Source organism: [Scytonema hofmanni] UTEX 2349 (assembly GCF_000582685.1).
Classification (GTDB): Bacteria; Cyanobacteriota; Cyanobacteriia; order Cyanobacteriales; family Nostocaceae; genus Hassallia; species Hassallia hofmanni.
In genome coordinates, this window is sequence record NZ_KK073766.1 from 191,657 (window position 1) to 206,445 (window position 14,789).

The following is a 14,789-nucleotide window of genomic DNA, read 5'->3' on the forward strand; positions in this document are numbered from 1 at the left end:
TTTAAAAATAATAGTCAAATGACTTGTCAGTAATCTTTTTGAGATATCTCATAAAGATCATTTATCCTGCCAATCAGTATGTTTAGTGCAAATAAAATCACTTTGTACTTAAATATTATTTTTAGCGATCGCACCTTTTTTGCCCCACCTCACCAAATCGCGTTGCTCCCTGGAAGAGTTTATCAAAACTGTTCGGCAAGAACCTCTAAACCAGGTCAATACACTGGTGGCAATGAATACTAACATTAAGATATACCGCGAAATGATTGCCGAGGCAGCATTTCAAAACCAAATTGCAGTTGACCTCTTCAAAAGTGCCAAAAAACCCGAAATGGAAATTATCCGCAACAACAGTCGGATTCTCCACCGGGAAGTTAACTATATTAAGGATAAGAAGAAAGATGTCTATATTGACAATACAATTCAACCCACGGGATACTCGCCTGTTGAATTACTAATTGCTCAAACCAACCAGTATTTTGAAAAAGCTCGTCTCGAATCGCGTGAAATCGCCCAATTTCAAGCTTTATTTAAAGGTGTCGAGTTTTCTAACGAACAGCGATTAAGAGCTACTCTTGTCAAAAAAGAATTCGACAAATCCTTTAACCAAGCGAGTCAGCTATCTAGACAAAAAGAAACTGAAAAAGGGCCGTCTGCAAATATTACCCTTGCTAACGGCAATCAAGTAAGTGTAACTAACCTTTTACAGTATGACAACGAATTTATCTGGAAAGCGAATAAAATTACGATCAAGCTATCAGAAATATCTGAGGATAAGCGCAACAGTAACCGCCCGCATAAATATGTAGTTTATGCCCAAATTAACGATGAGACTGAGAACGGTAAACCCAAGTTTAGGGCATTAGGAACACTTGCTAAGGAGCAAGAAAACAAACCCGAAGAAATAGGAATTGGACTTGTACAGGAAGTAACGTCTAGCAAAATAGCCTTCCAAGCTGAATTAAGTGAAGGTCAAATTAAACTTCTTTACCAAAAAGCCTACCAGATAGCAGAAGAATTTTACAATTCAATTCCAGAAGGACAAAAGCTAGCAATGGCAGCTGCTACCTGGGCAGTATCAACTACTCGTGAGAGTAGTAATGATAAAGGTAGCGATTACCAAAAGAAAGTTTCTAATTTCGCCTTTGCTGCCTTTCCTGAAGAGATTATCAGTCAGTTAGACACACTCAGATTTAACGAGTTTAGTATCACTGGCTTCGACATAAGTAGTGAATTATTTCATGAAAATAAACTTCAAAATATTCGATTTAACCTAGCTGAAGATGGAAAAAGTGTCATTGAAATCCAGAATCAGGAAGGTAGTTACAAAACATTTGGCAATATAGAACAAAGTAATGCCCGACTACCAATTGGTAGTGTTGCTATTGCCAGCGTTGAAAAAGGTGAAGTATATACCACCTCTGTTACAACCAAAGTACCCGGACTACCAGAACTTACCTTTAAAGTAGGTGAAGTTAATAAGTTTGGAAATTCCCAAAGGTTCAATCATGAGCCTGTAATGTTAACAATTGAAAAGGTTGACCTGATTCGTGAAGACTATAGCATTTATCTTCAAAATGGTAATAAACCTGAGAAACTAGGCAACATTGATAAGGAATCAATCAAAGAGGGTATTGCTGAAGGTTGGCTAGCAGAAAAACCCGGTAATGGGCAACAGTTACAGCTTAAAATTCAAACCATCATCACCGGACAAAATGCCTATGCAATAGCAGAGACATCTAAGGGAAATTTTTTAAGAATCAATATTACTAATCCAAAGTACAAAAAACAGGAGATTAGCAACCAAGCATTTAAAGAAACTTTAGTTAGAGCATTTGATAAAAAGCACGTTTATATTGCTAAAATTGGCGATCAATCCCTCGGTATTATTGGTCAGCATAGTGAACGCCTTGAAGCCGAGTTAAATAGAGAGAATGTACAAATACAGTGGCAAAAAAAAGAAAGTAGCACTGTACAAAAACTAATTGATACGGGTATTATTCGCCCAAATCAACAACGAACGACTATCCCTGTGCAGATTACCAGCAATGAAAGTACCTGTAAAATAATTATTAATCCAGAAACAGTACAGTATCCCGACAAATGGATTAAACGCAGTCAGCTTATAAGTAATGAAAAGCCTGTAAAAACCGAGCAACAAAAAAAACACAACCAAATACTCGGTAAAATTAACGAACGCCCTACAATTATATCCCAAGATCAAGAACAAAAATTAGTAGGGCTTTTAGGATTAACAGTTGATGAGCATATAGCTGAAAAAACCAAAAAGTACCTAGAAAAAGTAGGAGTATCATACGAACAGCTTCCAGCATCACAAGCTCGGTTAGAAACCAAAAAAGGTATGACTGTATTCGTACTTGATGAAAGTACCATTAGTGAGGAATTAAAACAAACATTTATTCACCGTGCTGGTGGTAATATCAAGAGTGCAGATACACCTTCACAAATCACTCCAATCATTCCAAAACAAACTATATATTTTTATAATCAAAATCAACAATATAGTTCACCGGATGGATCGCAGACAGAAACGAAAGAAGCTCTTGGATTAGTAGTTCCCGCACAAGACGCGATCGCTGTAGCCACTTGGCTAGAATCAAAATCTACTGAAAACGACTATTTTATTGAGAGTAACACAGCTAGATTTATTTTTATTAAAAATAATATTAATGTAAAAATCAACGAAGAATTAAATACTTTGCTTGGAGAACCTATTAATATTGGTAAAGTTGATGAATTTGACCGTTACGAACAGCTTATTACAGAGTTAAATCAAAAAGTTGCAACTGAAGGTAGTTTTTTAAAATTAAACCAAATTCCAGAAAATAGTGAGTACAAAAAAGCTCTACAAACACTTCCTAACCGTCCAAGAGAACTCAATCAAGAAGATTCTCCAGTACCAATTATTCCAGCAAAAGCTGTACCAGAAAAGAATACAACTAACACTCAATCAAATACTAACGCCACAGTTGCAGGAATTTCACAAGTCTATCAAAACGCACCTAAGATACAAGTATTAAAGGATACACAATTAGAAGCTAAAAATCAACCAATATTACTACCCAACTCGCGTCAAGCAGATCCAACTAAAGCTATTGAAATCTTGGGTAAGATAAGCGAGGAAAAAGTAGAACAGCTGCGATCGCACCTTGAAACCCACCTCAAACCCGTACTTGAAAACGATAAATCTAACTACGCACTACTGAGACAAGTTGCATGGGTGGGTGCAAAATGGGATTTGAAGGATAAAGACTTCAAGCCAGGGGTACAGGATGACAAGTTAATGGAACTTGTCAAACAAGTATATCCTGATGCGGATATTGTGCTGGTCACTTATTCCGAAAACCCCGGCGCTGGCATCAACTACCACCGCGACGATAGTTATGCCGCGACGGAAGCCCGCAGCATTAATATCGGAAATTCTGATTGGGGATATCGCGCTGCTAAGGAACGAATGGCATGGACTAGGGAAGAGAATCAGGACGCACCATACCAAGAGTTTAAACTTGAGTCGGGTATAGTAACCCGCTTTAACTGCAAGAATGAACACGCTGCCCTCAATACTGAAGCTGACAGATGGTCTATCAACATCTGGTCAATTAAAAATGACTGGGGCAGAGAAAACAGCGTTCGCCAAAAATTTGAAAACTTCCTCGCCTCAAACCAACCTCCTCGTGCGATAGTCCAAAGCAACAGCGACCTTACCATCAAAACTAACGAGTGGACACCTGGGGGAGAAATTAAAATAGAACGTAGCTATACAAGCCTCAGAGAAGTCACTCAAAATACTGCCTCACATCCTTCAAACCAAACAACTGTAGAAGAAATTATCGCCATCGGGAATTCCACTACGGCACGCGCTGCTAACCCTCAGATTCCAGACAACCCGACTATATCTGGAAAACCAGTACCAATGGTTTATTCGCTACATCTGCACGGCGAAGCTTCCACGATACCAGTTGATACAACCATTAATGCTATGCGCGGACACGGTAGGATACACACTACCAGAGGTGTAGACTACCAAAAAACTTATGGTATCAAAGAGAGAGATATTGCGATCGCCCTTGGTAAAAACGGCGAGCAAGTTGCTTTTCGGGTGGGTAAGCAATACAAAATTACCCCTGAAATGATTCAAGATCCAAGTTACCAGCAAGCCTGGGCGAGATGGGAGAAGCATTCACCAAAAGAACTTACCCAAACTCAAGCGAGTAAGAGTCAGGTATATGGCTTATTCATGGAGCCACTAGGAGATTATGTCAATGGCAAAATTGTTCCGTTCCCAACCATCCAAAAACAAGCTGCAACACCAGTAAATATCAGCCCAAACTCCAAAGATGGGCTTGGAGCAGCACTCAGCCTTGCCACTGCACTCGCCAAAGAACAAGGCAAGCTGCAAAACGATTACCAAGTTTCAGTCAATAATAACCCAGAAGCCCCCGCCGGGCAATATGGAGTAGAAACCCATGTCCAAAAACCTCAAGGAGTACCATACGCATCCGCCGAACACGCATTTAATCACCAAAAGCAGTTGCATCCATCAGCTGATGAATACAAGCTAATGGTAGAAGTGCTTCAAGCTAAACTCGAACAACATCCCCGGCTAACTGAGGCGATCGCCAAACGTGGGGGAGTCAATTGGTTAGAGAACTGTACAAGCATTACTAATGCCCAGGATCAACAGTGGCAGGGTAAGGGTAAAGAATCCGCATTTATTCAAGCCCTTAGCGAAGCATATATGTATGTAGTTGCAAAAACACAACAAACTACAGTACAAACCCAGCAGGACAAGTCCCAACAGACTGCTCTGCGGCCCACAAATCCACTGTCCCAACTCGAACCTATAAACGCCGCCGTCGCTGAACACATGAAAAAAGATATTGCGATGGCCCAAATAGCTACCCAGTTTATCGGTAAATCAGCTGCACCCCCCGGTACACCTTCAAGCACACGAAATTACGAGCAAGCATGGGGGGAACGCGCCAACACAGGAAATTACTCAAAAGAAGACATCATTATGGTGTCCGGATCTGGCCCGTGGCGTGGAGTAACAAGCGAGCAAATTGCCCAAACATTTGAAAATCACTATAAACCCTTACTTGATAAGGCAATAGCAGCGAAAAGCTCTTTCATTGTTGGAAACGCACAAGGAACTGACCAATTAGTTCAAAATTATCTTCAAGAAAAAAGGTACAAAGTAGAACTGACTTCCCAAGGATATGCTGTATTTAATCATGTAGAAAATACCAAAGTTAGTAGCAATTCTATTTCTGCTAATACACAAGTATCAGATAACTCATTAATTGCTAAAGACAAGAGCATTTTCTCTCCACAACAAAGCCAACAACCAAATATTGATCAAGCATTTGCATCACCTGCTCAACCCAAAATGCAGCAGGTTAGAGCAATGGATAGCATTATCGAGCGGATGAAAGCTAATACAGTGCAAAATCTCCAAGACTGGTATATAGCAGCTGAAAAACTCGGTAAATCAAACACATATCTCAATAGAATTCAGGAGATAACTAATTTATCCATTCAAGAAAATATTAGTCTTGAGAATGCTTTTAAGGCAATGGAACAAGACATTAAAGACTTAGAAAAAGTTAATGAAATGACCAGTCTTGCTCAACGTGTAGTTAAGACAATTGGACAAGAAGATATTAATGGCATTATGTCAGTCCAAACAGAAAAATATCAGATTGCTACTCAAACTAAAAACCAAACTTATTTAGTTAAAGATAAAAAGGATAATATCTTGTTATATGTCAAACAAGGAAAAACTCAAGTAAGTAACATTAGTGATGAAACATTACAAGATTTTCAATTTATGAGTTATCGCATCAATAATACACTTAAAAATGTCAAAAAAGATTTAGTAGAAAGGTAATTTTACTATGAAAGAACTAATCGAGTTTCCAGTAGAAGGTTTAACTCCAGCAATGCAAGCTTGTCTCCTCAGAGAATTGATCAAACAGCTTAACATCCCTGAAGAGAAATTTGAAGAATCTGCAAAAAAACCTCCAACTACTGAGGAAAGAAAAGAGGCTGTGCTAAGGTTGAATTCGGAAATTAACAGAATCGGTGAAGTAGTGCGAGATGAAGCAAAAGTAAACTTTACAGAAATTAAATCTATCACTTTTGTTAATCAAGTTAATCAAAAGTCATCTTCACAAGCCGAAGCAAGCCAGTTCACAGGAATGACAATTGAACCAGAGGTTCTAAAAAACCCCACAAATAAAAATGACGACAATAATGGCAACCCAGTAGAAGAAAGTCCAGAAGATAGAGTACAATCTGTTACCGCCGATTTCCAAATTAAACAGTTTGTTATTCCTGTAATTTTAGACCGCTTAAATATATATGGAAAATCAGATAAAGAGACACAAGGTATCATTTATAAAAGTGAAGAATATACTGCAAGTCTAAAATTAGAAGAAAATTCGCAAACTCTTAGTCTTGATAGAAATTTACCTGATTCCGAAGAAACTCAAGAAGCACTCTTGGCATCTCATGACAATAACTCAGAAGAGTACTCTATCACCATCAATAACCTCACCAAAAATGAATTTGAACGTTTCAAGGCTCTGTTCAATGAGCAACAAGCACGCCGAGAACAGAGCCAACAACAATTTAAAAGCAAGGATGATCATAAAGAGTTAGATTAAGTTAAATCAACCCAACCCACACACCATATAAAAAAGCTATAAACCCAAAAATTAGCTTTTTATTAAGACTCAGGGGAGTCTTAGGACAAATAACAACTGCAACAGCAAAATAGTAAAAAGACGCACTAAAGTCAAAAAAGCTCGTCGGGTTAACAGGCAATCTGCCTAATCCGACCAAACATAGTATCCCTATCAAAGACCAAACAACAATCTTTTCTATCCATCCTAAAAGTTTATCAGTATTCATAAAAATTATCTATTCGTCTGTAAAATTGCTGAAAACTATTAAAGTTAGTGGTTACAAATAAAATTATGTAGTAAATAAATACTTAATTAAAATTACCCAATCATTTTGTAAAGTTTTTACAAATACTAAAAAACTTTTTACGGGACTTACGCAATTGATACATTTATATGAAAACTGTCACATTGAATCAAGTTTGATTTAACGTTTATAAATCAATGCTTACAAGCATTTACCTCAAATTCAAATATATGCGCCAGTTGACTTTATATTGTGACACTTGCGTAAGTCCTATTCTAAATAAGCTAATGAATTTATAGTAATTGTGAAGATTAATAAATTTCCAAAAGTCAGTGCTATAACTATTATTATCAGGGACAGTACCAAACCCAAAAATCATATAGTATGAAACCTATTAATGTTATCATCATTGAAAATGAAAACATATCTAGGATTGGCGCGGCGGCAATATTATCTGAAACTGGTAAAATCCAAGTGTGTGGCGTTGCCAAATACGGAAAACAAGGAATAGAAATTGTTGACAGAAAAAAGCCAGATATCGTAATTATAAATATTGATTTACCTGATATCGATGGCATTGATGTAATAAGTACAATTAAATACAAACACGCATCAACTAAAATTGTGGTTATGACTGCAAATTGCAACCGAGATGCCATTAATGCAGCAATTAGTAATGGCGCAGACTGTTACTACTGTAAAAATAGCGTCAGAGAAGAAGTAGGAGAAAGATTCATTGAAGCAGTTATGGCTGCGTACAATAACGAATCATGGATTGACCCAACTATCAATCGCATTCTGATTGATAGTCTCAGATCAAATGACACGCCCGATAGAAATGCACTGGATTTGTTAAGTGATTTCTCTAATAAAGAAATAACAGTTCTTAAATTAGCTGCTGGAGGCATGAAAAATAATGAAATTGCTAATGTCATGTATGTTTCTGAAGGTACAGTAAGGTCATATCTACATAATTCATTTATCAAGCTAGGAGTCAAAGATAGGTTAAACGCTATCCGCGAAGCTATCCGCCTGGGAATCCTCAGTTTTGCAGACATGAAAATTGAAGAAGTTACTCAAGAAACCCACACAAGAGTCAAAAACAACCAAAACAGTCAAAAAGATATAACTAAAACGAGTAATAAGGGATACAAAGGCTGGGTTGCTTAGAAAATTAATCAACCGCAATTATGCAGCCACCTGAATACTTCTTGTGCTGGCGGCAAGTTTTAATGATGGCGGCGTTTTTAACATAAATACTACGTGCTACCTCGCCTTCATTGGATTTAGCCCAATCGAGAAGCTTTTTATCTTTGGGTTGTAAAATGGCAGATCCAGAAGCCGTCGGCTGAAAAGTTGCACTTTCAGCAATGGTCTTATGCGTAAAAACACCTATTGCAGCCCCTAAAGCCAGTACGAAACCCAATACCCCTGCCACTTGTGCCAATCGCCAATTACTTACACCCAAGTGAGGCAAAACCCCGCCAGCTTGCTTAGTCATCTTAATTAAATCCTTAGCCGCTTGGGCGATCGCACTTTTTTGTTGTTGTATTGCCACCTTAGAAGCACTATTAAGCTTATCATCTACCATGTCAGTCCAACCCATCACAAGCGAGTCAAGCCTACCTGGTAGCTGCTGCAACGCAAACTGAGTTGTACCCAGTTCGGCATATAGGTTAAACAAGGGGTCATCAGGTCGAACACCCAATTTAAGTATCCAATCAGTGACCTCTGCTTTTTTTTCTTCAGAATATTCTGCAACAACTTTTTCAACAACTTTTGCAATATTGGTCATAGCGGTACTTAAACAGTTAATTTAAAACCTCACTGTCAATTTGGTAAAGCTAATACTTACCATTCTTCAGATTCAATATCTTCATTTACATCAAAATCGGAAGGATTTTGTTGATTTGCACCTACAGAAGCTAGTTCTGTACAGTTCTTACTTAGCCCTAAATAATTAGAAGCAATCACATTAGAAACAATAGAATTCTTAAAATTCTCTATCCAGTTGAATACTATTGAACGCTGAATAGTATTAAGAGGCGAGTTAGTTTCAACAAGTTGAGCATAGGGTAAACCAGTATCCTCAAGCATCTGGTAAAAGTCGTTATGCAACCCGCCCAAAACTAGCTCCAAGCCATTTAATTTTTTAATATCAGCTTGGAATCTACTACCTTCATAGTATCGAAATTGCTTGCCAAAGTAATAATTTTTGATAACAATATAGTCAACTTGACTACCAAAATGCTGGTATAAATCCTTAAGATAATCTTCAACACAGTCTTTACGATGTGATATCGGGTGCAAGAAAGTAACACGATATCCTAGACAATTAAGATTTTCTATCAGCGAAACATCTCTATCAAAAAACTTGAATTCTCGGAGGTTTTGACCTGGCATGTCAGTTAAAACAACTTCAATTTTGGGAAACATCTCTAAATCAAGTAATAACCTATCAGAATCACCTCTGGAGAATCCCAAATGGTTTATCTCGAAGCCTTTTGTTTGATACATCGACAGTTTGTTACGATACCCGTGGTAAAAAGCACGCACATTAAGTTTATTCTTTAAGTACAACTCTAGCAACAGCCTAGAAGTTGTGGACTTACCTACACGAGCATCACCTGATGTAATTACAAAACGCTTTTTAAACATAATCAACCAAGCAAACTATTCAATTAAGCAGCTATATCTTGAGATGTTAAATTTGCATCTTGGTTTTTAGCTTTTTCTTTTTCTTCGTTTTCTCTAAGCTCTTTAGATTTTTCCACAACTGCTGGGTAGTAACAATCATCTGGTTGTATATCAAAACCCAATAAATTAAATGCTGGCTTAATTTGCGTTTCAAACTCAGCAAGCCAAGATTTAATTCTTGACTTAATTACAATATTTGTTTCTTTATGAGTCTGTCCTTCATTAAAGGTTAAAGCATGGCGATCAATAAAGTCATAAGACTTGTAGAATAAATCTGGCATTACAAGTTCCATTAGACCTTCTGCAAGCATATTTTGGCGTAGAGAAGAATCATTATATCGCTCAAACTTTTCTTCTTCACCATGAAAGAGATTTTTGACAACAATATAATCTACTTGGTCTTTACAAAGTTCACGAAGTTTTTCTAAAACATTTATAGAGTCAAGAACCCTACTAATCACTGAAACCATCGTAACTTGACAATTAATATCGGTTTTAAGCACCTCAAAAAATGAAAGTTCTTTAACATAGCTTTCAAAGAAACCTCCAGATTGTGCTGGCAAGTCTAATAATGTAATAGGACAATCAGTCTCATCTAAATTAATTAATAAATCGTCAGCACCACCTCTATGAAAAATATCAATGTAACGTATTATAGGTCGGTAGTCTTTTTTGAAATATCTTTCTAACTGAGGATTTCTTAAGTCAGCTTCATAAGTAACACAGGGTAAATTTTTATTAATGTACAGTTGAAATAGCGCTCGTGCAAAGGTGCTTTTTCCCACACCACCTTTATCACCTGTAACAATTACCAGTCGCTTTTGAGGTTTCTTATCAGTGTTTAGCGAAATATTACTATTAATTGTATTATCATCAGACATGAGTTTTTTACCCTTATTTTTTTTAATTTGAGACATAATAATCTTTTACAAAGCAAATACACCTTGTTAATGTCAATCACAATTTTTCATCTTTATTTAAAAAAATATTTCATTTAAAAGAGGTGAACAAAATTTACTCTAAACAGTATTTAATTATAAAAGCAGTTGGTTATATAAGGAATAATTAAAATTCTTGCATCATTTTCCAAAAATAAATAATTATAAATATATTTTTGCATAAATCCAAAACAAAATTTTCTGCCTGGATCAATTCTAAAATGCTCATCTACTTGCACTGAAAATTAACTATATAAGTAAATAGTACTGATTATTCAATGAAACTTGACTACTCTCACTTACATATATTGCTTATATTATGTAATCTTTAGCTCAAAAACTCAATCAACAAAACTTAAATTTTTACTCAACATTTGTTGATATATCAATTAGTAATAAATTTCATCTAGTTTGCTCAAAATACAGGTAATTACATGTTGACTCAATAAACTTTATAAGCTTATAAGCCATATTCTGTACTTCAAAACGTAATATATTAATAATTCAAAAATAATTACCAACAATGTCATGTTATCAAGTATTAATTATGCAAAAAACAACACAACGGCATTAACAAGGGCAAACTTGGTGTAGCTGACCAGATTTGGGAATGCGCTACGGCAACGCAAGCAGTACATGCAGTGTATAAAACTCGTTAAATGCCCTGTAGCTTGAACCATAAAAAGCGTTCGCAATATTACAGTCTCAGCTTTTTTTGTGCCTTTTTCAACTTGTCGAACTCACGTTGGGTTAAATGTAAATTCAATCAAAGTTTGTACATGTAGAAAAGTATTAACTTTGTATTTAAAACTTATGTACAAAGTTAATAATTTTTGGCTGTGAAATACTGTTAAATATTTAATAAACCAATTAAAAATACAGAATTTATATCTGTTTAAGAAGAATTCAAGAGTCAGAATCAATCAGTGGGGAATTCAGACCCGCCATTGATAGCCTTTTGTTATCCATCCAGTACCGAAGGCAAGCATTGCGAACAAAACGAGCAGTTCTAATCGCTTCATCAAGCGCTTGATACTGTACGTTTTGTCCTTCAAGTTTTGCTTCAAGTACCAGCATTTATGTCAAAAATTGCGACATAAAACACTATACCATATTGTCAAAAACTCAACTACCCTCTTCCCTGATGAGAGCTTACGCTCAATTTTGGTCAGAAGGTGTTTCGTTTTTGACCCGCGATTCATGAGGCAGCGCGTTGGGCGGCTCCGCCGACTTGAAGCGACTGCCGTCTCACCGCCAACCGTTCCGGTGTGACGGGAGTCTTCTCGCGGAAGAATGATAAATTATGTATGCATATCCCAGTAGCGATCGCCAATACGGAAACTTGTAACAATTCAAACAGACTTGAGGGTTAACGTACTCCAACAGTTCTATGGACGGTGTTCCAACCTAGTTGGAAGCCGCCACTACCAAATAATTTCGCTGCTCGCGCATTTATAGAAGACAACGGCGGAAGTAGCTCCTGTTGACACTGGCCGTCAATTTATTGCGGCGATTCTACAAGCTTTACAACAAGTCCGATAGCTACCAACTTTAACAGGTATCTAGTAAGGGAGATAACTCCTCAATTAACCACTCAATACCAACCCCAATTATCTGCATCACAGAAAAAGCATATTTCAACAACTGCGACCGCACATCAATTAATACGTGTTGGAGAATAGCGCCAAAGCGAGTTCCCACTAATAAAGCAAACTGCACTCCTTCCACAACTGCGTTGATTGGCGATTCCTGACTCAATAAAGGCAGATAAACTTTGGCATAAAAAGGCTCATGCTCCTCGATTAGTGGTAATTCTCCTTTCTCCCCTAACGATTTAATTATTGCTGCTATCGTCTGAGGCAATCCCTTCCAACCCCCCAAACTTTTATTGGCAATCTGACTTATCCGCTCCTGACTAACCGCATGGTCAGGATATTTTTCTTTTAATTCATCCTCAATTTTCTCCTGGGTTGGTTTTACCTGATGTGCGATTAAATCAGCGCAAGCTTTAACGATCGCTATTTTAGTTTGCTCCCCATAATCGGCAGCCCTGAAATCGATTTCAATTGCCTGCTTGGTTTCAAATTTACATCCTGGAAGTTCCACTTGGAAAAACTCCAAATCAAAATCCCCGACGAAATAATAAATTAATTCCTCCTCCGGGCGCAAGTGCGATCGCAAGCGACCAGCTTCTTGTAATATCTCGGCACGGACAAAAGAATCGATAAATTCCTGGTAATCAAGGTCGCTCCCCTGTTGCACAAGAGCATAGTCGTTACTACCTTGTTTGCCAAACCGTGCTGCCATGAGCTTTCTTCGCTCCTCTTTCTCCTCTCCCTCCAAGTCGGGGCTAACCCTTGGACTGAACCCGGACAAAAATGGACAGCCTTCATCCGAGGGTATCGTGGGGTGTTGCGGATCTATAAAACAAGGCTGTCCATTTTTGTCTAGCCTTTGTGAAACCCCCATCAATATCTGATACTCGGCAGCCAGTTCCCCAATATTCGGGTACGGTATACCTATCGATACCAGTATGTTGACATCTTTGAAGCGGTTTACCCCCCGACTATCTCTAAAGTGGTAGCCATCCCCATCCAGAGCGAAAGCTTTTCTTTCAATAATAGCGACACTCAACCCCTCGTACTTATTAATAATACCCTCGCGACATGCCATCACCCGCGCGATCATACTTTCTCGGCGATCGCGCCCAAGTACCCCCATCCCTGTAACCTGAATGACAGTCAAGTTCTCATAACTAGGGACAACTTGCTCGATTTGGAGGATATTCTCAACGACAACACCTAGCTTAAGGGCAAGGTAGCGAACATCCATCGTTCCATCTAAATAAATATTAAATTTAGCGGCACGGGCTACTTCTTGATGGCGGTTGTCGGCTACGTATATCGATAATATTCCTTTATCGAAATGTAATGCACCCCGTTGGAAGAACGCCCATACCTCAAGCATGGGTATCAACCAGTTGAGGGAGATAGAATCAAGGGTACGTTTGGCTTCCCTGTAGCTTTCTTGACGTAGTAGTTGGTTTGCTATACGTAATTGTGAACGCTCTTTCTTACTCATCGATGTGGTATCAATTCCGTCAGTACCATCAGCCAAGAAAGATAAATCGGGTTTGAGGCAACGATCCAACTCCTCGATTGTATCGGCAATGTCTTCGGGTACTTCTAAGAGCAATTGACGTATCGCCGTGTCGTTATAACCATAGCGATCTGATTCGGGAACACCATGAGAAAATGCAATATTTACGGATTTCGCTTGCCCTTTATCCTCTACGGCTTTTAGTTTTTCCCACAGCCAGCGTAACTTCTCAAATATTGGGTGCAACTTGACAAATAATTCTGGGTTGTGAATTGCCAACTCTCCTACAGTTTGATTAAAATCGCTTATATTTACTTCGATTTTCTTATGAGTTGTAAATAACCCAGATGCCTCGTCCCAGTACATCCCCACATCGCCATATTCGTAATCATCCACCAACGGTAAACTCTGAGGATGTGCTCGGATTTCGCTGTGTTTTAGTACCTCCCTCCGCTTATTGCGGTAGCCAAACCCCGAACCGATTGAAGTCTGACAAGCAAATCGCAGGTGGCAGCTAGCACAAATTGGGTTTTCTTTTGCTTCAATATTGTTAATATTTTTATTACTTAAGGCGCGGAAGGTGGGGGTGCGGTGGCAGTTACCCACGACTTTAGCCGTATCTTCAGGCTCGTTTCCAGTTGGGTGGACGGTGAAAGCTCGACCCATCGGGGTGGTTCGGTTTTTGTCTATTACTAACCCATTATGGCGTGGGGGTAAATCGACAAAGTGCTTTTCCACTGTCAGTGTGGTGGGATTGCGATGGTCAGCGGCGTTGTAAAATAATTGTCGAACATCAAACTCATGCGCTCTCATGCTCCCGGCGGTGTGAGACTTGCCTACACCAGGGACGGATTTGTCGAATATATGACACCACCCTTTGGCAACAGCTTCCTTCCAGATAGTCACCCGTTCGTCACCCATATATATGATACGAGGACAGCCAAGTTTTATATATTCAGCAGGGGTCGGAAGTTGATCCGGAGTGAAGATAATTGTAGCAGTGGGCGTAGAACGTTCGCGCAACCGTTGTCCTCTACGATTAAACCCACTCCCCCGTCGGAATAATTTTTTAACTTTTCTTAATTGGTATTTGACATCATC

At 38.4% G+C, this 14,789-nt stretch carries 10 protein-coding genes and 2 pseudogenes; 4 read left to right on the plus strand and 8 right to left on the minus strand.

Annotated elements, in window-relative coordinates; genetic code table 11:
* The first annotated feature begins 78 nt into the window (after positions 1 to 78).
* The 3 genes from TOL9009_RS48885 to TOL9009_RS0104860 are packed head-to-tail and all read left to right on the plus strand — an operon-like array spanning position 79 to position 6,689.
* On the plus strand, positions 79 to 243 hold the full coding sequence (locus TOL9009_RS48885; protein WP_260675844.1) for a hypothetical protein: 165 nt from the start codon (positions 79 to 81) through the stop codon (positions 241 to 243).
* Entirely contained in the window at positions 233 to 5,911 is a 5,679-nt protein-coding gene (locus TOL9009_RS38145) for a hypothetical protein (RefSeq protein WP_242055736.1), read from the plus strand. The genes TOL9009_RS48885 and TOL9009_RS38145 overlap by 11 nt, the downstream gene beginning before the upstream one ends.
* A 7-nt stretch (positions 5,912 to 5,918) precedes the next feature.
* On the plus strand, positions 5,919 to 6,689 hold the full coding sequence (locus tag TOL9009_RS0104860) for a hypothetical protein (RefSeq protein WP_029631565.1): 771 nt from the start codon (positions 5,919 to 5,921) through the stop codon (positions 6,687 to 6,689).
* A 1-nt stretch (position 6,690) separates the two neighbouring features.
* Here TOL9009_RS0104860 and TOL9009_RS48375 read toward each other — a convergent pair whose 3' ends face one another.
* The gene (locus TOL9009_RS48375) at positions 6,691 to 6,936 is read right to left on the minus strand and encodes a hypothetical protein (RefSeq protein ID WP_029631567.1); all 246 of its coding nucleotides are present in this window, start codon (positions 6,934 to 6,936) and stop codon (positions 6,691 to 6,693) included.
* Positions 6,937 to 7,338: 402 nt separating this feature from the next.
* Here TOL9009_RS48375 and TOL9009_RS0104870 point away from each other — a divergent pair, with 402 nt between their 5' ends.
* On the plus strand, positions 7,339 to 8,124 hold the full coding sequence (locus TOL9009_RS0104870) for a response regulator (RefSeq protein ID WP_029631569.1): 786 nt from the start codon (positions 7,339 to 7,341) through the stop codon (positions 8,122 to 8,124).
* A 4-nt stretch (positions 8,125 to 8,128) separates the two neighbouring features.
* Here the strand turns inward: TOL9009_RS0104870 and TOL9009_RS0104875 are convergent, their stop codons facing one another.
* The 7 genes and pseudogenes from TOL9009_RS0104875 to TOL9009_RS46900 form a co-directional block, all read right to left on the minus strand.
* Positions 8,129 to 8,749, minus strand: a complete 621-nt coding sequence (locus TOL9009_RS0104875; protein ID WP_029631570.1) for a DUF6753 family protein — start codon at positions 8,747 to 8,749, stop codon at positions 8,129 to 8,131.
* Positions 8,750 to 8,805: 56 nt separating this feature from the next.
* Positions 8,806 to 9,612, minus strand: coding sequence for a hypothetical protein (locus TOL9009_RS0104880; RefSeq protein ID WP_029631572.1), 807 nt, complete (start codon positions 9,610 to 9,612; stop codon positions 8,806 to 8,808).
* A gap of 23 nt (positions 9,613 to 9,635) precedes the next feature.
* Entirely contained in the window at positions 9,636 to 10,568 is a 933-nt protein-coding gene (locus TOL9009_RS0104885) for a P-loop NTPase family protein (RefSeq protein WP_038296041.1), read from the minus strand.
* A gap of 571 nt (positions 10,569 to 11,139) precedes the next feature.
* Positions 11,140 to 11,285 (minus strand): annotated as a pseudogene (locus tag TOL9009_RS50705) (IS982 family transposase); the annotation flags it as partial.
* A 237-nt stretch (positions 11,286 to 11,522) separates the two neighbouring features.
* Positions 11,523 to 11,666: pseudogene (locus tag TOL9009_RS45160) on the minus strand (RNA-guided endonuclease TnpB family protein); the annotation flags it as partial.
* A gap of 121 nt (positions 11,667 to 11,787) precedes the next feature.
* Positions 11,788 to 11,940, minus strand: coding sequence for a hypothetical protein (locus TOL9009_RS46895; protein ID WP_186227482.1), 153 nt, complete (start codon positions 11,938 to 11,940; stop codon positions 11,788 to 11,790).
* 200 nt (positions 11,941 to 12,140) lie between these two features.
* Positions 12,141 to 14,789, minus strand: a 2,649-nt coding sequence (locus TOL9009_RS46900; RefSeq protein ID WP_029631576.1) for a hypothetical protein, incomplete at its 5' end; no start/stop codon positions are given.

Excerpts from the sequence above, each read along its gene's own strand:
- TOL9009_RS0104870 (WP_029631569.1), top strand. The coding sequence starts at position 7,339 with ATGAAACCTATTAATGTTATCATCATTGAAAATGAAAACATATCTAGG.
- TOL9009_RS0104880 (WP_029631572.1), bottom strand. The coding sequence starts at position 9,612 with ATGTTTAAAAAGCGTTTTGTAATTACATCAGGTGATGCTCGTGTAGGT.
- TOL9009_RS0104875 (WP_029631570.1), bottom strand. The coding sequence starts at position 8,749 with ATGACCAATATTGCAAAAGTTGTTGAAAAAGTTGTTGCAGAATATTCT.
- TOL9009_RS0104860 (WP_029631565.1), top strand. The coding sequence starts at position 5,919 with ATGAAAGAACTAATCGAGTTTCCAGTAGAAGGTTTAACTCCAGCAATG.
- TOL9009_RS48885 (WP_260675844.1), top strand. The coding sequence starts at position 79 with ATGTTTAGTGCAAATAAAATCACTTTGTACTTAAATATTATTTTTAGC.
- TOL9009_RS48375 (WP_029631567.1), bottom strand. The coding sequence starts at position 6,936 with ATGAATACTGATAAACTTTTAGGATGGATAGAAAAGATTGTTGTTTGG.
- TOL9009_RS38145 (WP_242055736.1), top strand. The coding sequence starts at position 233 with ATGAATACTAACATTAAGATATACCGCGAAATGATTGCCGAGGCAGCA.
- TOL9009_RS0104885 (WP_038296041.1), bottom strand. The coding sequence starts at position 10,568 with ATGTCTCAAATTAAAAAAAATAAGGGTAAAAAACTCATGTCTGATGAT.